This window comes from Enterobacter dykesii, assembly GCF_008364625.2.
Classification (GTDB): Bacteria; Pseudomonadota; Gammaproteobacteria; order Enterobacterales; family Enterobacteriaceae; genus Enterobacter; species Enterobacter dykesii.
Window position 1 is genome coordinate 2778997 of record NZ_CP126604.1, and the last position, 25552, is coordinate 2804548.

The following is a 25552-nucleotide window of genomic DNA, read 5'->3' on the forward strand; positions in this document are numbered from 1 at the left end:
CTGTTTTGTATTCTTAATTGACGAATACTCATGCAGAAGGGTGATCCAAACTGGCATGCAACGTGCTTTTCCTGCGGTAAGCGCCGCGCGGAAACATTTACATCAGGCCCCTTTCCTGGAAACATTTTTCTTACCGTGAAAAAACATATAGTTATGCAGGCAGTACAAAAAAGATGTTTCATAACGTGATCATTCGAAATGAGTTTGTAACGGATCAAAACGATTTAACCGTCAAAGCGTGGAATTGTGTGATTTACGTTAAGTTGTTAATTTTTTTCATTTAGGCGCATTTTTCAGTTATTCTTCTTATAAGAATAATTAATGAATAATTATGATAAGCTTCACACTAATGTCGTAATCTGCTCTTGCAGAACCGGAGATTTCGCGGTAAAGGTGGTTAAACGCTGTCTTTGAGACATCTAAGGAGTGCGCCATGAGTTACTCCCATCTTCTTGTTTCCGTTGCAGTTTCCCCCGAAAGCCATCAACTCGTCGCCCGGGCAGTTTCCATTGCCAGACCTCACAATGCACGCATCAGCCTCATTACGCTCGCCGCAGAGCCAGAGATGTATAATCAGCTGGCCGCCCCCATGCTGGAGGATATTCGTGAGGTTCTTCAGGAAGAGACGCAGCAATTTCTGCGAGAATTAGTGGAAAAGGCACAATATCCCGTTTATGAAACCGTTATTGCGACCGGGGAACTCAATGCCCATATTCTCGATATGTGTCGCAGACAAAATATTGATTTAGTGATTTGCGGGAACCATAACCACAGCTTTTTATCGCGCGCAGCCTGTGCGGCGAAATCTATTGTTGCGTCAAGCCAGGTTGATGTGCTGTTAGTACCGCTTGGGGGGCATTAACCCCCCAGCAGAAAATCATGCGAGTTTAGGGAAGGTCGCGATCTTTTTTTGCAGATTGCACTCATGACTTTGCGGAACGATATCCCGGAGATCCTGAATAAAACGCGCCTGCCAGTGGTTAATATCGTTCTTCCGGATCGTCTCCATCATGTCAGCATGGCGGGAAATACGTTCCGTGAGCGGCATTGTCAGGGCACGATTCAGCGCGTTCGCCACGTCATCCCTGTCGTAAGGGTTAACGATGAGCGCCGACGTGAGCTCATTTGCGGCCCCGGCAAACTGGGAAAGCACAAGAACCCCCGGGTCGGCAGGATCCTGCGCCGCCACGTACTCTTTCGCCACCAGGTTCATCCCGTCGCGCAGCGGCGTGACCAGCCCAACGTCCGCATAGCGGAAGACCTTCATCAGGATCTTACGGTCAAAATGCTGATTCAGGTAAAACAGCGGAGTCCAGCCCAGCTGGCCGTAGCGGCCATTAATGCGCCCTGCTTCTGTCTCCAGCTGATGACGAATATCCTGATAAGCCTGAACCTCACCGCGCGACGTCGGCGCGATCTGGGTATAGCGAATTTTCCCGTGATGCTGCGGGTATTTATCCAGCAGCGTTTCATACGCCAGGAAGCGTTCCGGCAGCCCTTTGGAATAATCAAGACGTTCTACCGAGAAGATATTTTTCACGTGCTTGAGTTCATTCTTAAGCTGCGCCAGCTTCGGCGGCAGCGGGCCGGAAGCCTGCTCCGCGATTTCGTCTGGTTCAATCCCTATAGGATAGACCTCGGTGTGGAAAGTTTTCCCCCACGCCGTATGGGTTTTCCCGCCTTTGGTCACCAGACGCGCTTTACCTGACACGGAGTCAAGGAACGCGAGGCGGTCATTTTCGGTCTGGAAGCCGAGCAAATCGTAATCGCACAGCGCTTCCAGCAGCTCTTCATGCGGCGGCAGCGCGGTAAAAATTTCCGGCGTCGGGAACGGGATATGCAGGAAGAAACCAATGCGGTTATTCACCCCCCTCTTTCGCAGCTCTCTCGCGAAGGGTAACAGGTGATAATCGTGGATCCATAAAATATCGTCTTCTTCTATTAATGGCAGCAGTTTATCCGCCAGCAGCGCATTCACGCGCGAGTAGCCTTCGAAGGATTCACGCTGGAATTTGACCAGGTCAAGACGATAGTGAAACGCAGGCCACAGGACGGCATTTGAGAACTGCGAGTAATACTCGTCATAGTCTTTCTCTTTCAATGCAAATGAAGCCCACGTAATGTTTCCGCGCGTTACCTTTTTCAGCGGTTTCTCTTCTTCACTGATTTCTCCACTCCAGCCAAACCACAGCCCGCCAGCGGCTTTTAAGGCACCTAACACCCCTACCGCCAGGCCACCTGCACTGGCTTTTTTATCGTCAGGCGGTGCGATTCGGTTAGAGACGACGACTAAGCGACCCATAATGGTTTCCCCCTTTGCTTTGCGCTATTTGTTGTTGTTGCTGGTTAGCGATGTCAGATATCCACTGCCAGACGCTGGCGACATCCGCCAGTCGCCATTCGGCAACCGTGTCACCAGGCCCCACCTTGACGGCGATCCCTCCGGCCTGATTCACTACGCGAAACCCGGCCTCGTCGGTCAGGTCATCCCCAATGAAAACGGGCGTTCGCCCTTTAAAAGGCGGCGACGCCATAAACGCGGCGATGGCCGCGCCTTTATTAATCCCTTTCGGTTTTAACTCCACCACGCATTTGCCGGGCTGCAACGCCAGCTGTGAATGCGCATCTGCAATCTTCTGAGCAAGCGCAAGCACGGCCTCCTCATGCTGCGGCGCCTGACGATAATGCAGGGCAAAGGCCATGCCTTTGGCTTCCAGCTCGGTGCCGGGCAGTTCGGCCAGCGCTGCAGAGAGCTGCTTATGCAGCGTTTGCGTGAGTGCGTCGGGGAGTGAAACGATATGCGTGTGATCATGGATGTCGCGGCGCTCCGCTCCGTGTACACCGGCCAGCGGAAAGTGGTAAGGACTGGCGAGCGTATCCAGCTCGGCCATTGAGCGCCCTGATATCAATGCCAGTGCTCCCTCGTTCATGAGCGAGAGCTGATGCAAATCCTGTAACACCGCATCCGGAATAGACACCTGATCAGGGTGCGGTTTTATCCCGGCGAGCGTGCCGTCGAGATCAAAAAAGAAAGCATAGTGTCCGGGCAGTACAGGCGGTGCGGTTAACATGTCAGCCACCCTTTTCCTCCTTACGGTTTACGAGAGGTAAACGCCTTTACCTCTTTCATAGCCATGTAAGTATAGACAGTGTGACGTCGCTCGCCATTTGACAACCGCCCCGCCAGTTTTACTGGCGGGGCGGTTAAGGGGTCAACTATGGTTATAAGTTGAGCAATAAAAGACGGGGAAAAGGGTTACACGGTACGCTTCGCTTTTTGCTTGTAACGGTCGAAAATCACGGCTGCCAGCAGGATCAGACCACGAACCACGTACTGCGAGAACGGCGAAATATTCAGCAGGTTCATGGCGTTCTCCACCGTCCCTAAAATCAGGATACCGGCCACCACATATGAGATTTTTCCGATGCCGCCCTTGAGGGAAACGCCCCCTAAAACGCAGGCCGAAATGACGATCAGCTCGTAACCAATAGAGGTCATCGGCTGGCCGCTGGTCATACGCGAAGCCAGAATGATCCCCGCGGCGGCAGAAACCAGCCCTGAGAGCACGAAGATAATAATCTTGGTGCGCACCACTGGCACCCCGGCCAGACGGGCAGCCTCCTCGTTACCGCCAATCGCCAGCGTATTGCGGCCAAAGGTGGTCCGGTTGAGCAGGAAGCCGAACAGGATCAGGCAGGCCACGGTAAGCCAGATGGGCGCAGGCAGACCCAGCCAGTTGGCGTAACCCAGGGTAAAGAAGCGCTCGTCTTCAATCCCCACCGCTTTACCGTCGGAGATGATATAGGCCAGCCCGCGGACAATTTGCATTGTCGCAAGCGTGGTGATCAGGGCATTAATCTTCAGACGTGCGATAACAAAACCGTTCACCAGACCGCTGATGACGCCGAGTAGCAGACCAGCCAGAACGCCAATCCACAGGCTTTCCGTCATGTTGATCACCACTGCCGTCGTGACGCCCGCACAGGCAATAACCGACGCCACCGACAGGTCAAAATCGCCGGAGGCCAGGCAGAACAGCATCCCGCAGGCCACCATCCCGGACATGGAAATGGCCAGCCCCAGCCCTTTCATATTAATAAAGGTGGCAAAATTAGGGACAAAGATCGCGCAGGCGAGGAACAGCGCGGCAAAGACCACCAGCATGCCGTACTGATCCCAGATACGCCCAAAACTCAGCGCCGACTTCGACTTCGGCGCTCCGGATGTAGTAACAGAGGACATCATTAACTCCTTACTCAGGCGACAGCCTGGCTGACTTTAGGCATGGCGAGGTTCAACGCCTGTTGTTCATTCGCCTGTTCATGAAGTAATTCACCGGCAATTTCGCCTTCACGCATCACCACAATGCGGTCGGCCACGCCAAGCACCTCCGGCAGATCGCTGGAGGCGAAGAGCACCGCCACGCCGCGTTTTGCCAGCTCATAGATCACGTTATAAATTTCGTGTTTTGCCCCCACATCGATACCGCGCGTCGGCTCGTCCAGCAAAATGACCTTCATGTCTTCCGACAGCCAGCGGCCTAAAATCGCCTTCTGCTGGTTTCCGCCTGACAGATTCATGATCAGCTGTTCCGGACCCGGCGTTTTGATGTTAAGCGAGCGAATATGGTGGTCGGCGTTGCTCGACTCCCAGCCATCGTTTATCAGGCAGCCTGCGCGAATAAACTTGCGGCGAGCGGAAATATTGATGTTGTCGCGAACCGAATGCACCGGAATAATCCCCTCGGCTTTACGGTCTTCCGGGCAGAGCATCATGCCCGCCCTGATCGCGTGAGCCGGTTTCTGGATATCGACCCGTTCACCGTCAATAGAAACCTGCCCTTCGGTAATGCGGGTACCGCCGAACAGGCCTTTCATTAATTCACTGCGCCCCGCCCCCACCAGACCAAACAGCCCGACAATTTCGCCGCTGCGAACCGATAACGAAATCGGCGTGCGCACGCCCGGCGCTTTGACGCTGTCCAGACGCAGGCGTTCAGGGCCGTACTGGCGCGGCTGCCAGTGATAAATATCCCCCAGATCGCGCCCGACCATCGCCTGAACAAGCTGGTCATGGTTAACCTGCTGCATATCAGTAAAGGTGCGCACATAGCGCCCATCTTTAAAGACGGTGATGGCGTCACTCAGGGCAAATATCTCTTCCATGCGGTGCGAGACATATAAAATCGTACGGCCTTCCTGACGCAATTCGCGGATCACGCGGAACAGATTTTCAATTTCACGCGCAGAGAGCGAACTGGTGGGCTCATCGAAGGCGATAATTCTGGCGTTACGCGCCAGCGCCTTGGCAATTTCAACCATCTGCCACTGGCCGATGGAAAGATATTTCAGCGGCGTCTGGGGATCGACGTCCAGACCCAGGTGTTTAAGCTGCAGCCCCGCTTCATAATTAAGTAGCGAACGATTTACCACGCCGCCTTTGTGCGGAAGCTGACCTAAATAGATGTTTTCCGCCACGGTCATCTCGGGAATGAGGTGCAGCTCCTGATAGATGATCGCAACCCCGGCATTGAGCGCCGCCGTGGTATCGGCAAACGCCACCTCTTCGCCGCGAATGGCCAGCGTGCCGGTCGTAGGCGCGTAGTTGCCGCTGAGGATCTTCAACAGCGTGGATTTCCCCGCGCCGTTTTCCCCCATCAGGGCGTGGACCTGGCCGGCATAGCAGTCGAAGCTGATATCGGTCAGCGCGTTAACACCGGGGAAAGTTTTCCCGATGCCGCGAAAAGAGAGATACGGATCAGACTGTCGCATAACGTCTCCGTGATTCCTGTAGTGTGTACGTCTGGCCCCTCACGATGCGAGGGGCACAATCACAGCGTATTACTTACCGCCCAGCCCTTTTTTCGCCAGTTCCTCTTTGAAGTTGTCGCGGGTAATCAGCACCACGTCGGTCACTTCGGTAAATTTCGGCGGTTCGGCCCCTTTGGTTACCCAGTTGTAGAGCATCTCACTGGATTTGTAGCCGTGAACGTCCGGGCTCGGCAGCAGAGAACCGTAGAAGCCGGTAGCCTGCGCTTTAGACAGCTCGCTGACGGCGTCAACGCCGTTGATGCCAATCCCGATCACGTCAGGCGCTTTGAAGCCCTGGCCTTCCGTCGCGCGTACTCCGCCCAGCACGGTGTTGTCGTTCATGCCGACCACCAGCCAGTGTTTGACCTCCGGATGCTGGACCAGCATAGAGTTCGCGGCGTCGAATGCGCCCGGGATATCGTTGGATTTGGTTGGGACTTTATAGATCTGTTTTTCCGGGAAGCCGGCCGCTTTCAGCGCATCCATTGAACCGGTAGTACGACGACGGGCGGTGTCCAGCTCGTCAGCGGTGATAGCCATTACCGCGGTCTCTTTGACATCCCAGCCGCGCTTTTGCATCTCTTTATAGAGCTCCTGGCCCTGGCGTTCGCCGATTTTGGTCGCCGCCATCATGACCAGCGGGACGGTGTCCATCGGCTTGCCTTTGGCGTTAACGAACTGATCGTCAACCGCGATGACCTTCATGTCGTAACCGCGCGCTTTCGCCGCGATTGCCGATCCCAGTTTTGGATCCGGGGTACAGATAACGAAACCTTTTGCACCGCTGGCCGCCAGGCTGTCGATGGCGTTCAGGGTTTTTTCGCCGTCAGGCACGGCGATTTTAATGACTTCAAAACCTAAATCTTTCCCGGCTTTATCTGCGAATTTCCACTCAGTCTGGAACCAGGGCTCTTCGGGCTGTTTTACCAAAAAACCGAGTTTTAAATTCTCAGCGATAGCGGATTGTGACATAACGGCAGCCAGACCGATGGCCGCCAGCGCTTTAGTAAATTTGTGCATGGTAAACTCCAGCTTTAGCATTCTTTTCTGTAGGGAATAAGTGCGTGCTTCTTATTTAATCGGACTTAAAACAAGGCATTAGCGCTTACCTCGTCATAAGCGTTATTGCTGGTGATAGTTTTAGCGGGAAATTAATCATCCATAAGAGAGCCCCATCACACCGCAGAATTACAGTAATTGCGTACATAAATTCAGCGAAAAATGACATAAAAAAGACAGGATTTGTCAGACAAATAGAAGGGGGTTAAGCAGAATTATCCATAAGACTAGCCAAGATATCCCTGATGCCCCTCAGCGGGCAAAACGGCACCTGGCGTTAAAAGGGTTCAACATGTTTTTCATCACGAATGAACAATGCACCTGAAAAACGCTATTCCGCAGAATTTGATTTAGCGCAATTTTATTGACACATCATATATTCGAAACGATTAAACCGTATTTCTGTTTTTAACGGAGTAATATTCCAACTTAATATTCCCGAAAGAGCAACAATGCACTCTCACGGTAAAAACCCTTAATTATTATCACTTTAAATAAAACTCCATTTATGGCTAGCTAATTTTATTTCTGTACTATATTAAACTTTGTAATGTATGGTAAACACAGCCTAATTAAGAGTTTTCTTAGACCAAAGACAAAGGTATGCTTATTTATATCGAACACAGGAAGTGAATTTCGGTCGATTTCGCTCACGGCAGAATGTCTATATCTGCTTTTATCTTCGTATTTGCCTGGCGCTCAGGTTAAGCAACGGACATCACGTCCCACAGTCAATAAGGATATGAGTATGGCTACCCAAACGATGATGCAAAAACTTAACGCGCAGATGAACCTTGAGTTCTACGCCTCGAATCTGCACCTTCACTTAAGCGCGTGGTGTGCCGAGAATAGTCTCACGGGATCTGCCACCTTCTTTCGCTCGCAGGCGCAAAGTAACGTCACGCATATGATGCGTGTCTTTAACTTTCTGAAAGCCGCAGGGGCAAATCCTGTCGTCAAAGCCCTTGATGGGATAAACGAAAACTACTCTTGCCTGGAAGAACTGTTCCAGAAAACGCTTGAAGAGTACGAGCAACGCTGCAGCACGCTCAGCAAACTGGCCGATGAAGCCAAAGAGCAGCAGGACATTACGACGCTCAGATTCTTACGCGATATGGATAAAGAACAGCAGCAGGATGGCATGCTGCTGAAGACGCTGGCGGATGAGATCCATCACGCGCAGCAGGCGGGTTTATGTCCTGAGCAGACCGACCGTCATCTGCTCGACATTGTGTCGGTGCAGCAACACTGAGTTTTTTAATCTGCTCCAACCGGGCTGAGGGTTTCCCAAGAATTTATTAACCTGAAGCGATTAATTTTGTTTCAGGCAAGTGAATAACTGACAGCGATGTCCTGGTCCGGCTGTAAATCGCCGAAGCGTTTCCGTAAGGCCGGGGCGAGGCGCAGGGATGCGCCGAGAGGGTGTGGCCTGCAGGGATGCAGGCTCATGCCCGACCCGATAGCCTGAAGGAATAAGCTGAGGGCACCGCGAAGCGGCGATTTACCGCCGGGAGCCCGGGTCGCCAGGGCGGCGGCGATTGAGCCGCCCTGGCACGTTCACCGGTCATGTCGTTAAAGAGTAGCAAGGAACATGAAGTGAACGGAATGACCACCACAGCCGTATGTTCCCCCTCACCCCAGCCCTCTCCCTCAAGGGAGAGGGAGTCGTCCGTGCAGGCATTGTTTTGTGGGGATCCCTCCTCCCACCTGCGGCAGGATTCCTTTTCCCATCTCCAACCATCTGCTTTTGCTGACATTTAACAAATCAGATCTGGCTCCCAATGATTAACCACACAACGTGTGATGATTTATTTAGTTACATAATCATTGACGAGGGAGCATCATGATCACCATTGAGTTTGTTGTCATTCTCCTCTGCCTGCTGACGGGTACGCGTTTCGGCGGTATGGGGCTTGGGTTAATCAGCGGTATTGGTCTTTTTATTCTATGTTTTGTCTTTGGTCTGCAACCGGGTAAACCGCCGGTTGACGTTATGCTGACCATCCTTGCGGTGATCGGCTGTGCGGCTACGCTGCAGACTGCGGGCGGCCTCAACGTCATGATGCAGTTTGCTGAACGTCTGCTGCGCAAACACCCGCAGCACATCACCCTGCTCGCCCCTTTCACCACATGGATGCTGACCTTTCTGTGCGGCACCGGACATGTGGTCTACACCATGTTCCCCATCATTGCGGATATCGCCCTGAAAAAAGGGATCCGCCCGGAGCGCCCCATGGCCGTGGCATCGGTGGCATCACAGATGGCGATTACGGCATCCCCCGTTTCCGTTGCCGTTGTGTCGCTGGTGTCTATCCTGGCGGCCCAGCATGGGATCGGCCAAGCGCGGGGGATCCTGGAAATTCTCGCCGTGTCGGTTCCCGCTTCGCTTTTCGGCGTAGCCATTGCGGCCCTGTGGAGCTTACGCCGTGGGAAAGATTTGGCGGACGACATTGAGTTTCAGGAAAAGCTGAAAGATCCTAAGCAGCGCGAGTTTATCTATGGCGGAACGGAGACGTTAATGAATCAGCGTTTCCCTAAACAGGCCTACTGGTCCACGTGGATTTTCTTTGCCGGCATTGCCGTGGTCGTTCTGCTGGGCGCGTTCCCTGAGCTGCGCCCCGCCTTTGAGCTAAAAGGCAAAATGACGGCGCTGTCGATGAACCTTGTCATCCAGATGATGATGTTAATTGCGGGGGCCGTGATGCTGATGGCCTGTAAGGTCAACGCGTCGGCTATTTCCAACGGCGCGGTGTTCAAGGCTGGTATGGTCGCGATCTTCTCAGTATTTGGCGTGGCGTGGATGAGCGATACCTTTTTCCAGGCGCATCTCGACGAATTAAAGCTGGCGCTGGAAGGCGTGGTGAAAAGCCACCCGTGGACGTATGCCATCGTGCTGTTTCTGGTATCAAAACTGGTAAACAGCCAGGCGGCGGCGCTGACGGCCGTTGCGCCTATGGGGCTGATGTTAGGCATCGACCCGAAAATGCTGATCGCCTTTTTCCCGGCGTCATACGGCTATTTTGTCCTGCCGACCTATCCAAGTGATTTGGCCTGCATCGGCTTTGACCGGTCAGGCACGACCCGCATCGGCAAATTTATCATCAACCACAGCTTCATTTTGCCAGGGCTGATTGGGGTAAGCTGTGCGTGCGCGGCGAGCTACCTGCTGGTCCAGACGTTCTTCTGACCGCATAAAAGGGCGACACGTCCCGTCGCCCCTTCCCTGCTTCAGTGGGACTCACCCTGCGGCGTAAATCGTAGTTCAATCAGCGCGATGGCTTTCTGGATCGCACGAAGCGTAACCGGGTCTGCGGCTGCGGGATGGCTGGCGAAATCGATGTTTTTCAGCTGGGTAGACATCTTCTCGCGCACTTCAACCGGCGCAATCACGTCCAGAACATCAAGAATTTGTTTGATAACCAGCTGGCAGGCGACAACGTCAGAGACCAGTTCCTGATCGGCGCTCAGGTTTTGTGACATGGGGTTTTCTCCTTATTTAAAGGCCGCCATAGTAGCAAAACACGCCCCCTGACATCTTCCCTTCATCGCTTGCAGGTACAAAAAAACCCGCCGAAGCAGGTTTTTTTATCAGAACATGGCGCCTGGCGGCACGTCTTTGAACGTACGGCAGTAATTGGCCCACATGCTTTTCAGGATTTTGCGCAGTTTCACGATGATGCTCCATTAACTTGTTATACAACTTTATTGTCAACGTGCTTATAATATGACCATCGTCACAAAAATCAATCATTTTGTGATGCTCATCACATTTTTATAAGGGATTGACCTGATAGCACTCCCCTCTGACCCGTTGCGAAGAGTGAGGGCAGATTGTCCGGCTATTCCAGGCATTGCAGCGGGCATCTGCGGGTACGATAACGTATTTCCATCCACTCAGAGCGAACCATGAAAAGAGTCATTGTAGCCGGCACACTCCTGCTGCTCGCGGGATGCAGTATTAACGGCCAGGCGGAAGTCAGCAGCCTCGACGCGCCGAACGGCATCGTCCGCCTCGATTACGGCCAGGCAATGCTGCAAAATGCGTATTCCGATGAGTATGTGAATAACGGCACGGCGGCAAAAGCGTGTCAGAGCATGGGGTATGCCACCGCTTCAGCCTATGGTCAGCCCATTAAAACCTGCACCCTGACGAGCGGCTCTTTGTGTCTGAACGAGAGCGTGACTATCCAGTATAAATGTATGGGTTACGCCATTAACCCTAAGTCAAATAATCCCTGGTATTAATCAACGCTGCCAGCGTTTGCTGGCAGTGTATTTCATTACGAACAAAAACAATTCTCATTAATAAATTATAAAAATCGCCAATGCGTTTTATTCCCATTCGTATTTTAAATAAATAAAATAAAAATTTTACGTTTTGCAAATAATTAAATAACAACTTATAGTGTCGCTCATCGTGAACCAGAAATAATAACCCGGAGCGTCACCATGCTGAAAACTGAAATGATCGACAAGCTCAACGCGCAAATGAACCTTGAGCTTTTTTCATCCCTCCTCTACCAGCAGATGAGCGCCTGGTGCAGCTACCACAGCTTCGAAGGTGCGGCCGCGTTTCTGCGTCGTCACGCTCAGGAAGAGATGACCCACATGCAGCGTCTGTTTGATTATCTGACGGATACGGGCAGCCTGCCGCGCATTGAAACCGTGACATCACCTTTCGCTGAGTATAATTCTCTCGATGAACTGTTCCGCGCCACCTACGAGCACGAGCAGCTGATCACGCAGAAAATTAACGAACTGGTTCATGCGGCGATGACCAGCCAGGATTATCCAACCTTTAATTTCCTGCAGTGGTACGTCGCTGAACAACACGAAGAAGAGAAGCTGTTTAAATCTGTGCTGGATAAACTATCTCTGGTAGGTAAATCCGGCGAAGGTCTTTACTTTATTGATAAAGAACTTTCCACGCTAGATACTCAAAATTAATTTCTACGCGGTGCCGGTTTCCGGCACCGCGTTAATTTATCTTCCCTCCCCGCATCGAAATACCCATTTTATTCCCTGTACGCCCTGTTTACGTCACGCCTGAGCGTCGCCCCACGTGATAGAATTGCCGGCAGCGCAATGCGTAAACTTTTAATTACACTACTTGTAACGGTGATTTGACGAGTTACGGCTTTTCCCTTACTCTGCGCCGCAGATTTTGTCGCGGTTAAGAAGCGTTGTAGAGGAAAGCGTGAAAAACAGAACCCTGGGAAGTATTTTTATCGTCGCCGGAACGACAATTGGCGCAGGAATGCTGGCAATGCCCCTGGCAGCCGCGGGCGTGGGATTTGGCATGACCCTGCTGCTGCTGGGCACGCTTTGGGCACTAATGTGCTACACCGCCCTGCTGCTGCTTGAGGTTTACCAGCACGTGCCCGCCGACACCGGTCTGGGTTCGCTGGCGGCGCGCTATCTGGGACGCTATGGCCAGTGGATAACCGGCTTTAGCATGATGTTTCTGATGTACGCCCTGACCGCCGCCTATATCAGCGGTGCCGGAGAGCTCATCGCCTCCAGCGTCAACGACTGGTTTGGCTCTGACATTACCCCTGCGACGGGCGCTATCTTCTTTGCGCTCATCGGCGGCGGCGTGGTCTGCGTGGGGACATCGCTGGTCGATCTGTTTAACCGCTTTCTGTTCAGCGCCAAAATTCTCTTCCTGATTATCATGCTGGTGCTGCTGGCGCCGCACGTGCACAAGGTCAACCTGCTGACGCTGCCGCTGGAAAAAGGGCTGGCGCTTTCCGCGATCCCGGTCATTTTCACCTCGTTTGGCTTCCACGGCAGCGTGCCGAGCATCGTCAGCTATATGAACGGCGATATCCGCAAGCTGCGCCGCGTCTTTGTTATCGGCAGTGCCATTCCGCTGATCGCCTATATTTTCTGGCAGCTGGTGACGCTGGGCAGCATTGACTCCTCAACCTTTATTGGGCTGATGGCGCAACATGCTGGCCTGAACGGTTTTTTACTGGCGCTGCGCGAAGTCGTCACCTCCCCGCACGTGGAGCTGGCGGTACACCTGTTTGCCGACCTGGCGCTGGCAACCTCGTTCCTGGGCGTGGCGCTCGGCCTGTTTGATTACCTGGCCGACCTGTTCCAGCGTCGCAATACCGCGGCCGGACGGTTGCAGACGGGGGCCATCACCTTCCTGCCGCCGCTCGCTTTTGCGCTGTTTTATCCACGCGGGTTTGTGATGGCGCTGGGGTATGCGGGGGTAGCGCTCTCTATCCTGGCCCTGCTGCTCCCTTCCCTGCTGGCGTGGAAAAGCCGCCAGCAGCATCCTCAGCAAGGGTATCGCGTGGCGGGAGGAAAACCGCTGCTGTGCGTGGTGTTTTGCTGTGGTGTGGTGATTATTCTGGTGCAAGTGTTGATTGCAGCCGGGATGCTGCCGGAAGTGGGATAAATAAAAAAGGGGCTATCATCAGCCCCTTTTTTATTAGTGCAAACAGCAGCTCTTAAACTTCTTCCCGCTGCCGCAAGGACACGGATCGTTACGCCCGACCTTCGTGCCGTTCACCGTCGGCTTCTTCGCTTCCGGCTGCTGCGGGTTGTTTACCCAGTAGTTATACAGGCGCAGCGCCGCAGGCTGGATGCTTTCGATGCTGGAGATGTACTCCTCTTCGGACAGTTCATCAAGCTTCTCGCTGTTCTCTTCCGTCCCGTGCAGGGCAATCACGTCAAGATCGGCCTTCAGGGCTTCCGGCAAGGTTGACCAGTCCGTCAGCGCCACGCCGCGCATATAGCCATAGCACCACTCTTCCACCACGGTATAGCTCTCACCGTCCACGTCGTTATAACCGAACATCGGTTCAAACTGATCCGGGTACTCGCTCAGGCGCTCGGCAATATCGTTCATGTGCTTAAAGCAGAGATCGATAAAACGGTTCATCTCACGATCGTTTTTCCAGCGCGGAATGTACTTCTCGCCACCCCACACCGCCACCAGCCAGGCATCTGGCTCAACGACAACAGGACCGGAAAGCACTGCGGTAAGCATGCCGTCCAGTTCGGACACGTCAATCACGGACGCGTCGTCATGACCGTAAGACATTAACGTCTCTTCAAGCCACGCCATTTCGCTTTCATTCAATGGGCCTTCAGTCATCGCTGATACTCCTGCAAAAAAGGAAACGATCCTAACACATATCTCACGCCTCTCCGGGCTGAAGTTTAGGTCTTTATTGCTGCAAAAACGTGCAAATCGTGACCTTTGCACAACTTATGGGCTTTATTGTTAACGATATGTGATCTCCGCTGTAATTTCTTCTCCTCCCCTAAGGCGGCATAACGCGGCGCTCTATACTCAAACATGTCGCAAGCTCGTCAATGGGTTAACCATTCTGGCAACGTTTTTGCTTAACGTTCTTCGTGCGCCTCTGTGCAGGGAAATCTCGCCGTAATATGCAGGATGCCGTCTGTATCTTGTTCGTTTAGTGCATTTTGTTCTTGCTCGTGTTTCGGATTGGCTGCGCCGTCGGGCGTTCGGGTTTACGCCGTGGTGCAAAAACCTCTTTGCTAAGGAACATAATAATGTCGCTGAAATTAATCAGAACTCCTCTTTCTCTTGTGTTGGCCGGTTGCCTGGTGACGGCGTTTTCCGCCCGGGCAGATATTGTGATTGGCGTGGCCGGGCCGTTTACGGGTCCCAATGCGACCTATGGCGATCAGTACTGGCATGGCGCAACGCAGGCCGCTGAAGACATTAATGCCGCAGGCGGCATTAACGGCGAGAAGATCAAACTGGTTCAGGGGGATGACGCCTGCGAGCCCAAGCAGGCCGTCGCCGTCGCAAACCGTTTAGTTGACCAGGATAAAGTCAACGCCGTGGTCGGCCATTTCTGCTCCTCTTCCACCATGCCCGCCTCCGAGGTGTACAGCGACGCGGGCATTATCGCCATCACCCCAGGCTCGACTAACCCGCTGATCACCGAACGCGGCATGAGCGACATGTTCCGCATGTGCGGCCGCGATGACCAGCAGGGTCAGGTGGCCAGCGACTTCATCATCGACAAGCTAAAAGCCAAACGCGTGGTCATCATTCACGATAAAGACACCTATGGTCAGGGTCTGGCTGACGCCACCAAAGCGGCGCTGGCGAAGCGCGGGGTTCAGGATGTGATGTACGAGGGGTTATCCCGCGGTGAAAAAGACTTTAACGCGCTGGTGACCAAGATCGGCGCGCAAAAACCGGACGTCGTATTCTTCGGTGGCTGTCACCCGGAAGCCGGCCCGCTGGTTCGCCAGATGCGTGAACAGGGCGTGCAGGCGAAATTCTTCTCCGGCGACTGTATTGTCAACGAGGAGATGGTGACCGCCGCGGGTGGCCCGCAATACACCAACGGCATTTACATGACCTTCGGTAAAGATCCACGCCTTATTCCGGACGGTAAAGCGGTTATCGAGAAATTCCGCGCCGGTAAATTCGAGCCGGAAGGTTACACCCTTTACTCCTATGCCTCCGTCCAGGCCATAGCCGCGGCCTTCAAGGCCACCGGCGGCAAGGACTCTGCCAAAGCCAGCGAGTGGCTGAAAGCCAATTCCGTCGACACGGTGATGGGCAAAAAAGCCTGGGACAGCAAAGGCGATCTGAAAGTGTCTGACTACGTGGTTTACCAGTGGGACGACAAAGGAAAATATAAGGAAGTGCAGTAACGGGACGGAGTCACGCTCAACGTCGGCGGGTTTGCCCGCCGGCGCGTAATAAACATCAGGCTGCGCGGCTCGCGCAGCCTATAAAACGAGCGCGCTAAGATGAGTACATTCTTCCTGCAACAGTTAATCAATGGTTTAACGCTGGGCTCCGTCTACGGTTTAATCGCTATCGGCTACACCATGGTGTACGGCATTATTGGGATGATCAATTTCGCCCACGGCGAAGTGTATATGATTTCCGCCTATCTCTGCGCCATCGGCCTGGCGCTGCTCTCGTTCTTCGGTCTGCAGTCGTTCCCGCTGCTGATCCTTGGGACGCTGGTGTTCACCATCGTGGTCACCGGGGTGTACGGCTGGACCATCGAACGTATCGCCTACAAGCCGCTGCGCAACTCCACGCGCCTGGCACCGCTGATCTCCGCCATCGGGATGTCGCTTATCCTGCAAAACTACGCGCAGCTGAGCCAGGGTCCGCGTCAGCAAGGGGTGCCAACCATGCTGGACGGCGTGATTCGCCTGCATCTGGGCGACGGGTTCGTGCAGATAACCTACACCAAAGTGTTTATCCTGGTTGCCTCGTTTGCCGGCATGCTGGTACTCACCTGGATTATCAACCATACCCGGCTGGGCCGGATGTGCCGCGCGGTCCAGCAGGATCGTAAGATGGCCTCCATTCTGGGGATTAACACCGACCGGATTATTTCGCTGGTCTTTGTCATCGGCGCGGCGATGGCCGGTCTGGCGGGGGTGTTGATCACCATGAATTACGGCACCTTTGATTTTTACGTCGGGTTCGTGATCGGCATTAAAGCCTTTACTGCAGCGGTGCTCGGCGGCATCGGTTCCCTCCCCGGCGCCATGCTCGGTGGCCTTATCCTGGGCGTGGCGGAAGCCCAGTTCTCGGGCATGGTGAATTCGGACTATAAAGACGTCTTCTCATTCGGCCTGCTGGTCATGATCCTTATTTTCCGTCCACAGGGGCTGCTTGGGCGCCCGATTGTGGCCAAAGTGTGAGGGAGAGAATGATGACATCACACGGTTTTTCACTTAAACGCTGCATCCAGGACGCGATTTTTTCCGGGCTGATTGCGCTGATTATTTTCGGCCCCATTGCGGGCGTGGTGCTGGACGGATACAGCTTTAACTTCGCCGGGCAGCGACTGGCCTGGATGGTCGGCATCGTCATGCTCGGGCGTTTTCTGCTGAGCGCTTTTTTAGGTACCGCCGCGGGCGCCCGTTTCCAGGCGCGCTTCGAAGCCGATAGCGCGGGCGTATATGTCCGGCCACCGGAATATAAAAGCCGCATGCGCTGGATTATTCCTCTGGTGATCGCTCTTGCGATTTGCTTTCCGTTTGTCGCAACGAAATATGTACTGACCGTCGCCATTCTCGGGCTGATCTACGTGCTTCTCGGGCTGGGGCTGAATATCGTCGTGGGTCTGGCCGGCCTGCTGGATCTGGGATATGTCGCGTTCTACGCAATTGGCGCGTACGGTCTGGCGCTGGGATACCAGTATCTCGGCTTAGGCTTCTGGAGCATGCTGCCGCTGGCGGCCATCATGGCCGCCGCCGCAGGCGCCCTGCTCGGCTTCCCGGTACTGCGCATGCACGGTGACTATCTGGCCATCGTCACCCTCGGGTTCGGGGAGATCATTCGCCTGATACTGAACAACTGGTTGACCTTCACCGGCGGCCCAAACGGCGTCTCGGCCCCTCCCCCCACTTTTTTCGGCCTGGAATTTGGACGACGCGCGAAAGAAGGCGGCGTGCCCTTCCACGAATTTTTCCACCTGACCTACAACCCTAACATGAAGTTTATTTTTATCTACGCGGTACTGTTCCTGGTGGTGATGCTGGTGCTCTATATCAAGCACCGCCTGACGCGGATGCCGATTGGTCGGGCGTGGGAAGCCCTGCGTGAAGACGAAATAGCGTGCCGATCAATGGGGTTAAATCATGTTCTGGTTAAGCTGTCGGCCTTTACGCTGGGCGCCTCGACCGCGGGCATTGCCGGAGTGTTCTTCGCCACCTATCAGGGGTTCGTGAATCCCACCTCCTTTACCTTCTTTGAATCGGCGCTGATCCTCGCCATTGTGGTGCTGGGCGGTATGGGCTCTACGCTAGGCGTGGTGCTTGCCGCCTTTGTGCTCACGGTCACGCCGGAACTGCTGCGCAGTTTTGCCGAGTACCGCGTCCTGCTGTTTGGCATGCTCATGGTGGTAATGATGATCTGGCGTCCACGCGGTTTGATCCGCATTAACCGCAGCGGGTTTGCCGTGCGTAAGGGCGTAGCGCCATGAACGGAACGATATTGCGCGTTGAACATCTGATGATGCACTTCGGCGGGATTAAGGCGCTAAACGACGTCAACCTGGACGTGCAGCGCGGCTCAATTACCGCCCTGATTGGGCCAAACGGGGCGGGAAAAACAACCGTGTTCAACTGTCTGACGGGCTTCTACAGAGCCTCCGGCGGCAACATTTTATTTGATACCCGCCATAAAACGACAAACGTTATTCAGGTGCTCGGACAAAAATTCCAGCCGGGTGACTGGATTAACCCCGCGCAGTTCGGGCAGCGTCTGTTCTACAAAATGTTTGGCGGAACGCATCTGGTCAACCGCGCAGGGCTGGCGCGCACGTTTCAAAATATCCGTCTTTTTCGCGAGATGTCGGTCGTGGAAAACCTGCTGGTTGCGCAGCATATGCGCGTTAACCGCAATCTGCTCGCCGGGATCTTAAATACGCCGGCATACCGGCGGGCGGAAAGCGACGCCCTGGACAGGGCCTTCTACTGGCTGGAAGTGGTGGATCTGGTGGAGTGCGCCAATCGCCTGGCGGGAGAGATGTCGTACGGCCAGCAGCGGCGTCTGGAAATTGCGCGAGCAATGTGCACCGGGCCGGAAATGATCTGTCTGGATGAACCCGCCGCCGGGCTGAACCCGGTTGAAACGCATAAGCTCAGCAGCATTATTCGTTTTCTGCGGGATCATCATGACATCACGGTATTACTGATTGAGCATGATATGGGGATGGTGATGGAAATTTCGGACGACATTATCGTGCTCGACCACGGCGATGTCATCGCCAGAGGTAAACCCGAGCAGATCCAACATGACGAAAAGGTCATTGCCGCCTATCTGGGCACGGACGAAAGCGAGGTCACCCTATGAGCGAACCGCTGCTGGCATTTCGCGAGGTGGATGTGTTTTACGGCGTCATTCAGGCGCTGAAGCAGGTCTCCCTCGAGGTGAATAAGGGTGAAACCGTGGCGCTGATCGGCGCAAACGGCGCGGGCAAATCGACATTGCTGATGTCTATCTTCGGCCAGCCCCGTATCCGCAGCGGGCAGATCCTGTTTAGTGGTGAAGATATCAGCCATAAATCCACCCACTACGTCGCGTCCGGCGGCATTGCGCAGGCGCCGGAAGGCAGACGAATCTTCCCGGATATGACCGTTGAAGAGAACCTGCTGATGGGGACCATCCCCATCGGCAGCCAGTTTGCGGCTGAAGATATGCAAACCATGTTTGACCTCTTCCCTCGCCTTAAAGAGCGGCGCAAGCAACGCGCGATGACCATGTCCGGTGGGGAGCAGCAGATGCTGGCGATCGCCCGGGCGCTGATGAGCCGTCCTAAGCTGCTGCTGCTGGATGAACCCAGCCTGGGCTTAGCCCCGATAGTGGTGAAACAGATCTTCCAGACGCTGCGCGAGCTGGCCCGCAACGGCATGACCATCTTTCTGGTGGAGCAGAATGCGCATCACGCGCTGAAGCTTTCCGACCGCGGATATGTGATGGTTAACGGGCAGATCCGGCTGAGCGGCAGCGGTGAAGAGTTGCTGGGGAATCAGGAGGTGAGGAAGGCGTATTTGGGCGGGGTTTGACTACACGATGTTCATGAGCCATCGAATCACCTTTATACTGTTTAACATCGGCGTTTCAGCTGGCTTTCATGACGTGTGTCGCTGCGCTTCTTCTCCTCTAAGCCAAAACTATATCAATAAATCGCACTATTTATTGTAGGCCCGAGCAAGCGTAGCTCCAGCGGGAGGAACGCAAAAAGATACTTTGTCAGCAGTCTTAAGCTCTCCTTTTTGGGATATCACAACAATGCTTTCCTTGAAAAAGGATAAAATAATTTACTCGCGTAAATCCTTTTTATAGGCAATAAGCGTCCTTATGCGATAAAGTAATAAGGTGAAAACTTCACATTACTTACACAGCAAAACTATTAGCTTACAGGTGATTACATGAAGAAATTTATTAAATGGATTTTCTATATCTTTATTGCTTTGATGGTTCTGGGATATATCGTCGGTAAAAACGACAAATCTGAAGCAGGCGCGACTTCGTCTTCTGCATCAGTTGCGGATACGCAAGAGTCAGTACCGCAAAAAGAAGTGTTTACAACCTCCGCAAGGCAGCTTTTTAAAGCTTATGAAGAAAATGAAGTTGCAACCGATGAAAACATGAAAGGTAAGCTCATCGCAGTCAAGGGGGTTGTTCAGTCCATTGATAAAGATTTTACAGACTCAATTATCATCGGCTTACAAACAGACAACCAGTTCATGCCTGCACGAATGGAGATGGAAAACTCAGAAAAGGCTACTGCTGCAGCAATGAAAAAAGGACAGCAGGTCACTGTGATTTGTAAAAAAATGATCCGAGTAATGGGTGCTCCTTCTGGACGAGATTGTTTATTCGCAAAATAACGAATCGGGAGGGTTGCCCTCCCATTCCATTCTCCCGATCCATCCTGTCGCCAACATCATGCCACTTATCCATACCTGATATGCTTATATAATACCCTTATTCCACACGCCAATCGCGTTGCAGTATCGGGGTAACATAAAGATATGTAGACGCAATGATGTAATCGCCTGGCTGTACTTGCGAAAAGCTGGAATAATCGGAGAGCGAAATCAGAAAATAAAAAACCACCTTTCGGTGGTTTATACGACACTGCTTATTGCTTTGATTATTCTTTGTTTCCCATGGTACCCGGAGTGGGACTTGAACCCACACAGCGCGAACGCCGAGGGATTTTAAATCCCTTGTGTCTACCGATTCCACCATCCGGGCTCGGGAAGAAAGTGGAGGCGCGTTCCGGAGTCGAACCGGACTAGACGGATTTGCAATCCGCTACATAACCGCTTTGCTAACGCGCCGTAAAACTTTTCAAACTGACACCCGCTACTGCGCATGTCTTTAATCTGGAGCGGGAAACGAGACTCGAACTCGCGACCCCGACCTTGGCAAGGTCGTGCTCTACCAACTGAGCTATTCCCGCATGTCATCAAGTAAACATCTAACCACTTGATTTCATTATCGTCCGGCTTGCTGTGCCGCCGTTCGATGCGTTGCATTCTACTGATATGACGTTATGAGTCAACGTTATTTTTTGTATCCCCGGATCGTTTGCTGAAAATTACGGCGAAACGATCACTGATCAAGCAAATCCCCGCGCGCAGCGTTCAAATATTGCAGCATTGACCACAACGTCAGCACTGCCGCCACCCACAGGAGGCCAATCCCCGCCCACTCAACCCAGGCGTTCGGACGCCAGAGCATCCAGACCAGCGCCGCCATCTGCGCCGTCGTTTTCACTTTGCCAATCCAGGAGACCGCCACGCTGCTGCGTTTCCCCAGTTCCGCCATCCACTCGCGCAGCGCAGAGATAATGATCTCGCGGCCGATCATGGTTGCAGCAGGCAGCGTCACCCACCAGGTGTGATAGTGCTCGGCCACCAGCACCATGGCGATCGCGACCATCACTTTGTCCGCCACCGGATCGAGGAAGGCGCCGAAACGGGTGCTTTGATTCCAGCGGCGCGCCAGGTAGCCATCAAACCAGTCTGTTACCGCTGCGATAAGGAAGATCAACGCGCAGGCAAAGGGTGCCCAGACAACCGGCAGGTAAAATGCCAGTACAAAGAACGGGATGAGTACAACACGAAAGAGAGTGAGCAACGTAGGGATATTATATTGCATAGTGACGGTAACTATTTGTTGTCAGTAAAATTTAGCTCTATGTTGCTACAGAGCCCTCAATGTTTCAACGAGTAGTAGATCTTTTCTGCCAGCCCTTGCGAAATACCCGGCACTTTTGCAATTTCCTCCATGCTGGCGTTGAGTAATCCTTGCAATCCGCCCATATATTTCAGCAGCATCTGGCGACGTTTTGGCCCCACGCCTTCAATCGTTTCCAGGCTACTGGTGTTTTTCACCTTCGCCCGTTTTTTTCGGTGACCGCTGATGGCATGATCGTGTGATTCATCGCGAATATGCTGGATGACGTGCAGCGCCGGGGAGTCCGGCGGCAGGCTGAAGCCCTCACCTTCCGGCTCGAAGAACAGTGTCTCCAGACCGGCCTTACGATCGGCCCCTTTTGCGACACCCAGCAGCAGCGGATGGTTTTTGTCCCAGCTGACATCAAGCGATTCAAATACCGCTTTCGCCTGGCCGAGCTGCCCTTTCCCGCCGTCAATCAGGATCACATCCGGGATTTTGCTCTCCTCTATGGCTTTACCATAACGACGACGCAGCACCTGATTCATGGCCGCATAGTCATCGCCCGGCGTGATCCCGGTGATGTTATAGCGGCGATACTCGGCGCGCAGTGGGCCATTCGCATCAAACACCACGCAAGACGCCACCGTCTGTTCCCCCATCGTGTGACTGATGTCGAAACACTCCATCCGTTTCACTTCCGGAAGCTTCAGTAGCGCCGCCAGGGCCGCTAAGCGCTGGTGCACCGTCGACTGCTGCGACAGCTTAGTGGTGAGTGCCGTCGCTGCGTTGGTTCGTGCCAGCTTCAGATAACGCGCACGATCGCCGCGCGGTTTGGTCTGTACATTGACCCGACGGCCCGCCAGTTCAGAGAGCGAATCGGCCAGCAGGGTTTTATCGTCAAGGTTAAAATCGAGCAGGATCTCAGAAGGCAGCGTGCGCATCTGGCTCCCCTGCAGATAGAACTGGCCGACAAAGGTTTCCACCACTTCACCCAGTTCGGTACCGCCGGGCACTTTCGGGAAATAGCTGCGGCTGCCGAGCACTTTGCCCTGGCGAATAAACAGCACGTGCACGCAGGCCATCCCGGCGTCAAAGGCTACGCCGATGACGTCGAGATCGTCACCGGTATTCGAGACAAACTGTTTCTCAGTGACTCTGCGCACCGCCTGGATTTGGTCGCGGATACGCGCGGCCTCTTCGAACTCGAGTGCGGCGCTGGCTTTTTCCATCCGCGCGATCAGCTGCGTTAAGACCTGATCGTCTTTTCCGGCTAAGAACAGGCGCACATAATCCACCTGCTGGGCATACTCTTCTTCGCTTACCAGCCCTTCCACGCAGGGCCCCAGGCAGCGTCCAATCTGGTACTGCAGGCACGGGCGCGAGCGGTTACGGTAAACGCTGTTTTCACACTGGCGGATCGGGAAGATTTTTTGCAGCAGCGCCAGCGTTTCACGCACGGCATAGCCGTTAGGGAACGGCCCGAAGTATTCGCCCTTAGCGTGTTTTGCACCGCGGTGCATGGCGAGGCGCGGATGGGTGTCGCCGCTCAGAAAAATAAACGGGTAGGATTTATCATCACGCAACAGGACGTTATAGCGAGGCTGGTAGAGCTTAATATAATTGTGCTCAAGCAGCAGCGCTTCTGTCTCGGTGTGCGTGACGGTGACATCAATATTCTGAATGAGTGAGACCAGCGCTTCGGTCTTACGGGAGGCCAGGTTACTGCGAAAATAGCTGGAGAGGCGTTTTTTAAGATCTTTTGCCTTCCCCACGTAGATAACCGTACCGCCAGCGTCATACATGCGATAGACGCCAGGCTGGCTGGTTACGGTTTTCAGAAATGCTTTTGAATCGAACACATCACTCACTGACTTAACAACGTCTCCGCATTACACAAACCGTGCCGAATGGCCAGGTGCGTCAGTTCAACGTCGCCATGAATGTTCAGTTTACTGAACATCCGGTAACGATAGCTGTTCACCGTTTTCGGGCTAAGATTCAGCTGTTCCGAGATCTCATTTACCTTCTGACCTTTGGTGATCATCAGCATAATCTGTAATTCACGCTCGGACAAACTGGCAAACGGTGATTCGGTTTTCTCGGGCTCGATCTGACTCAGCGCCATCTGCTGGGCAATGTCGGAAGCTATGTAGCGCTGTCCGGCAAACACGGAACGGATTGCATTGACGACTTCCTGCGGCGCAGCACCTTTACTCAGGTAGCCCGCTGCACCCGCCTGCATCACTTTCGCGGGCAGTGGGTTTTCGGTATGCACGGTCAGCATGATGACTTTGGTATCAACAAAGGTACGCGCGATTTTGCGTGTTGCTTCAAGACCACCGATACCGGGCATGTTCATATCCATCAGTACCACATCGGCCGAGTTTGTGCGGCACCATTTTACCGCATCTTCGCCGCAGCACGCTTCACCGGCAACTTTAATACCTTTAATATCTTCAAGAATGCGTCGTATCCCTGCGCGCACCAGTTCGTGGTCATCAACAAGAAGGACGTTGATCAAAGGAAATGTCTCCAGAATAGGGATAACGCTACTGAGTGATAATTTGGTTTATATTAACGGTTTTCCTCGCAAGATTAAAACGTTAAAAAACCGGCTATTCGATTTTGCTCTCGTTTTTGGAAATTAGGCTGTACAGTCCGTGGAAAGAGAGACCATGCATTCAGGGCTTTTGCAGCTTTTTTTAAGCATCTGTATTCAAAAAGTTACAAAAAACTTGCAGGCTTTTCCTGCAAAAAAACAGATCTCAAATTTTTGTAACAATAATTAACGGCAAGCGAGCCGGGCATAAACAATTAATAGCCTTTAACGGCGGTTAAGTTTACCGGTACGTTCTGTTTACGCAATTAAACATCCACGTAAAAGTACAAAAAACAACCACTGCATTTTTTGCTTCAGCTTGTGGTATACTCCGCCGCCTTGACTTTCGTCGTCGCGCTTTAGCGCCGTTTAATAATGAGGAAAATAAATGAGCACACCTGAATTTGCCACTGCGGAGAATAACCAGGAACTGGCACAGGAAGTAAACTGCCTGAAAGCATTGCTAACGTTGATGCTGCAGGCGATGGGCCAGGCTGATGCCGGTCGTGTGATCATTAAAATGGAAAAACAAATCGCGGAGATGGAAGACCAGGCTGAATCTGCGGTATTTGCTAACACCGTTAAGCAAATCAAACAAGCCTACCGCCAGTAACAAAAAACGGCTGGATGCAGTGCATTCAGCCGTTCCCTCGTCTGTCACGCAGAACGTATTATCCTGTCAGATCAGCCCCGTTGCCGCCGCGTAACACGCAATCTGGGTTTTGTTAGGCGCATTGAATTTCTTCTGCATATTTTTCTGATGGAAGTTAACGGTATTCTCAGAGATAGAGAGAATGATCGCTATTTCCGCTGACGTCTTCCCTTCCGCAGTCCATTTCAGAATTTCGCGCTCGCGTTTGCTGAATTTCATTTCGGGTGGCATGACCATCTCATCTTCAAAACGCACCAGAGAAGTTAAGGCCATTTGCACCAACATTTGCAACCGCAGTTCTATTTCCTCACGGGCAAAAGGCCCTTCCAGTACACTAGTACGAGAAACAGACAGGAAGCCAAGCGCATGATTAGGCAACATCAGACACTGTGTTATTCCCTCGCGTAAACCGTGGTCCTGCGCGCTGTGCCATAATTCCTGCGCGTCCGCGAATAATGCGTCTGTCCAGGGTAAATGACCCTGAATGAAATTCTCCGGTTTTAAGACGGGATCAATAGCGAAATAGTTCGCGGATTGATATTGCGCCATCCACTGCTTTGGATAAGTGGTATGCACAGAGATCTTAGGCCGGGTAAACGGCACGGGATGGCGCACGCAGAGCGCGTAACAATCGAATTCAAGCGTCTGAGTTTGTCGCTGTAATTCCTGATATACCTCGTCGACACAGGTCAATTCCTGAAACCGGAGGGAGCAATCCCGTCGCCAGGTGAAAAAGTCTGAATCCTTCATACTTACTAAA

General features: G+C 53.2%; 26 protein-coding genes and 3 tRNA genes. 14 read left to right on the forward strand and 15 right to left on the reverse strand.

From position 1 onward, the window contains the following. The first annotated feature begins 433 nt into the window (after positions 1-433). Positions 434-862: a universal stress protein UspC gene (uspC, locus tag F0320_RS13345; RefSeq protein ID WP_033145878.1), complete on the forward strand. Its 429-nt coding sequence runs from the start codon at positions 434-436 to the stop codon at positions 860-862. A 15-nt stretch (positions 863-877) separates the two neighbouring features. Here the strand turns inward: uspC and otsA are convergent, their stop codons facing one another. From otsA to araF, 5 genes are all read right to left on the reverse strand, one after another. Then, complete coding sequence (otsA, locus tag F0320_RS13350) at positions 878-2302, reverse strand: alpha,alpha-trehalose-phosphate synthase (protein WP_126330189.1); 1425 nt, start codon at positions 2300-2302, stop codon at positions 878-880. Continuing rightward, positions 2277-3080, reverse strand: coding sequence for a trehalose-phosphatase (gene otsB / locus F0320_RS13355; protein ID WP_126330191.1), 804 nt, complete (start codon positions 3078-3080; stop codon positions 2277-2279). The genes otsA and otsB overlap by 26 nt, the downstream gene beginning before the upstream one ends. Before the next feature lie 176 nt (positions 3081-3256). Further along, positions 3257-4243: an L-arabinose ABC transporter permease AraH gene (gene araH, locus F0320_RS13360; RefSeq protein WP_023312268.1), complete on the reverse strand. Its 987-nt coding sequence runs from the start codon at positions 4241-4243 to the stop codon at positions 3257-3259. Positions 4244-4257: 14 nt separating this feature from the next. Then, entirely contained in the window at positions 4258-5772 is a 1515-nt protein-coding gene (gene araG, locus F0320_RS13365) for an L-arabinose ABC transporter ATP-binding protein AraG (RefSeq protein ID WP_047652354.1), read from the reverse strand. 69 nt (positions 5773-5841) lie between these two features. After that, complete coding sequence (araF, locus tag F0320_RS13370; protein ID WP_003859687.1) at positions 5842-6831, reverse strand: arabinose ABC transporter substrate-binding protein AraF; 990 nt, start codon at positions 6829-6831, stop codon at positions 5842-5844. Between the two features lie 787 nt (positions 6832-7618). Between araF and F0320_RS13375 the strand changes: the two genes are divergently transcribed. Both F0320_RS13375 and F0320_RS13380 read left to right on the forward strand, forming a co-directional pair. Continuing rightward, on the forward strand, positions 7619-8122 hold the full coding sequence (locus tag F0320_RS13375) for a non-heme ferritin-like protein (protein ID WP_126330193.1): 504 nt from the start codon (positions 7619-7621) through the stop codon (positions 8120-8122). A 591-nt stretch (positions 8123-8713) separates the two neighbouring features. After that, a complete protein-coding gene (locus F0320_RS13380; protein WP_126330195.1) occupies positions 8714-10057 on the forward strand; it encodes an anaerobic C4-dicarboxylate transporter in 1344 nt (447 codons plus the stop codon). A 41-nt stretch (positions 10058-10098) separates the two neighbouring features. Here the strand turns inward: F0320_RS13380 and F0320_RS13385 are convergent, their stop codons facing one another. Further along, entirely contained in the window at positions 10099-10350 is a 252-nt protein-coding gene (locus F0320_RS13385; protein WP_008500405.1) for a DUF2766 family protein, read from the reverse strand. Positions 10351-10458: 108 nt separating this feature from the next. After that, the gene (azuC, locus tag F0320_RS13390; protein ID WP_014884364.1) at positions 10459-10542 is read right to left on the reverse strand and encodes a stress response protein AzuC; all 84 of its coding nucleotides are present in this window, start codon (positions 10540-10542) and stop codon (positions 10459-10461) included. A gap of 234 nt (positions 10543-10776) precedes the next feature. On the opposite strand from azuC, the gene yecR reads away from it, so the two are divergent. The 3 genes from yecR (at position 10777) to tyrP (ending at position 13279) form a co-directional block, all read left to right on the forward strand. Next, the gene (yecR, locus tag F0320_RS13395) at positions 10777-11115 is read left to right on the forward strand and encodes a YecR family lipoprotein (protein ID WP_126330197.1); all 339 of its coding nucleotides are present in this window, start codon (positions 10777-10779) and stop codon (positions 11113-11115) included. A 204-nt stretch (positions 11116-11319) separates the two neighbouring features. Then, on the forward strand, positions 11320-11817 hold the full coding sequence (gene ftnA / locus F0320_RS13400) for a non-heme ferritin (protein WP_023336146.1): 498 nt from the start codon (positions 11320-11322) through the stop codon (positions 11815-11817). Positions 11818-12067: 250 nt separating this feature from the next. Next, positions 12068-13279, forward strand: a complete 1212-nt coding sequence (gene tyrP / locus F0320_RS13405) for a tyrosine transporter TyrP (protein ID WP_126330200.1) — start codon at positions 12068-12070, stop codon at positions 13277-13279. Between the two features lie 33 nt (positions 13280-13312). Here the strand turns inward: tyrP and F0320_RS13410 are convergent, their stop codons facing one another. Next, the gene (locus F0320_RS13410; protein ID WP_126330202.1) at positions 13313-13981 is read right to left on the reverse strand and encodes a YecA family protein; all 669 of its coding nucleotides are present in this window, start codon (positions 13979-13981) and stop codon (positions 13313-13315) included. Between the two features lie 425 nt (positions 13982-14406). Here F0320_RS13410 and F0320_RS13415 point away from each other — a divergent pair, with 425 nt between their 5' ends. The 6 genes from F0320_RS13415 (at position 14407) to F0320_RS13440 (ending at position 20241) form a co-directional block, all read left to right on the forward strand. Further along, positions 14407-15528: a branched-chain amino acid ABC transporter substrate-binding protein gene (locus F0320_RS13415; RefSeq protein WP_033145885.1), complete on the forward strand. Its 1122-nt coding sequence runs from the start codon at positions 14407-14409 to the stop codon at positions 15526-15528. Between the two features lie 99 nt (positions 15529-15627). After that, a complete protein-coding gene (locus tag F0320_RS13420) occupies positions 15628-16542 on the forward strand; it encodes an ABC transporter permease subunit (RefSeq protein ID WP_023312278.1) in 915 nt (304 codons plus the stop codon). A gap of 11 nt (positions 16543-16553) precedes the next feature. Then, positions 16554-17828: a high-affinity branched-chain amino acid ABC transporter permease LivM gene (gene livM, locus F0320_RS13425; RefSeq protein WP_126330307.1), complete on the forward strand. Its 1275-nt coding sequence runs from the start codon at positions 16554-16556 to the stop codon at positions 17826-17828. After that, positions 17825-18700 carry an ATP-binding cassette domain-containing protein gene (locus F0320_RS13430; RefSeq protein WP_126330204.1) on the forward strand — a complete coding sequence of 292 codons (876 nt, stop codon included), beginning with the start codon at positions 17825-17827 and terminating at the stop codon, positions 18698-18700. Before livM ends, F0320_RS13430 begins: the two co-directional genes overlap by 4 nt. Continuing rightward, positions 18697-19413, forward strand: a complete 717-nt coding sequence (locus tag F0320_RS13435; protein WP_047741683.1) for an ABC transporter ATP-binding protein — start codon at positions 18697-18699, stop codon at positions 19411-19413. The genes F0320_RS13430 and F0320_RS13435 overlap by 4 nt, the downstream gene beginning before the upstream one ends. A gap of 366 nt (positions 19414-19779) precedes the next feature. Beyond that, positions 19780-20241, forward strand: a complete 462-nt coding sequence (locus tag F0320_RS13440; protein ID WP_064672744.1) for an OB-fold protein — start codon at positions 19780-19782, stop codon at positions 20239-20241. Between the two features lie 283 nt (positions 20242-20524). Here the strand turns inward: F0320_RS13440 and F0320_RS13445 are convergent. The 6 genes from F0320_RS13445 to uvrY form a co-directional block, all read right to left on the reverse strand. After that, positions 20525-20611, reverse strand: a tRNA-Leu gene (locus F0320_RS13445). A gap of 12 nt (positions 20612-20623) precedes the next feature. Further along, a tRNA-Cys gene (locus F0320_RS13450) sits at positions 20624-20697 on the reverse strand. 46 nt (positions 20698-20743) lie between these two features. Continuing rightward, positions 20744-20819 (reverse strand) — tRNA-Gly (locus F0320_RS13455). A gap of 152 nt (positions 20820-20971) precedes the next feature. Next, on the reverse strand, positions 20972-21520 hold the full coding sequence (gene pgsA / locus F0320_RS13460) for a CDP-diacylglycerol--glycerol-3-phosphate 3-phosphatidyltransferase (RefSeq protein ID WP_008500348.1): 549 nt from the start codon (positions 21518-21520) through the stop codon (positions 20972-20974). 56 nt (positions 21521-21576) lie between these two features. Then, complete coding sequence (gene uvrC, locus F0320_RS13465) at positions 21577-23409, reverse strand: excinuclease ABC subunit UvrC (protein WP_126330206.1); 1833 nt, start codon at positions 23407-23409, stop codon at positions 21577-21579. Continuing rightward, positions 23406-24062: a UvrY/SirA/GacA family response regulator transcription factor gene (gene uvrY, locus F0320_RS13470; RefSeq protein WP_013096026.1), complete on the reverse strand. Its 657-nt coding sequence runs from the start codon at positions 24060-24062 to the stop codon at positions 23406-23408. Before uvrY ends, uvrC begins: the two co-directional genes overlap by 4 nt. A 387-nt stretch (positions 24063-24449) precedes the next feature. On the opposite strand from uvrY, the gene F0320_RS21815 reads away from it, so the two are divergent. Next, positions 24450-24503 carry a hypothetical protein gene (locus F0320_RS21815; protein WP_418885776.1) on the forward strand — a complete coding sequence of 18 codons (54 nt, stop codon included), beginning with the start codon at positions 24450-24452 and terminating at the stop codon, positions 24501-24503. Positions 24504-24528: 25 nt separating this feature from the next. Continuing rightward, on the forward strand, positions 24529-24753 hold the full coding sequence (locus tag F0320_RS13475; protein ID WP_008500345.1) for a DUF2594 family protein: 225 nt from the start codon (positions 24529-24531) through the stop codon (positions 24751-24753). Positions 24754-24819: 66 nt separating this feature from the next. Here F0320_RS13475 and sdiA read toward each other — a convergent pair whose 3' ends face one another. After that, a complete protein-coding gene (gene sdiA / locus F0320_RS13480) occupies positions 24820-25542 on the reverse strand; it encodes a transcriptional regulator SdiA (RefSeq protein ID WP_047652371.1) in 723 nt (240 codons plus the stop codon). Positions 25543-25552: the final 10 nt, after the last annotated feature.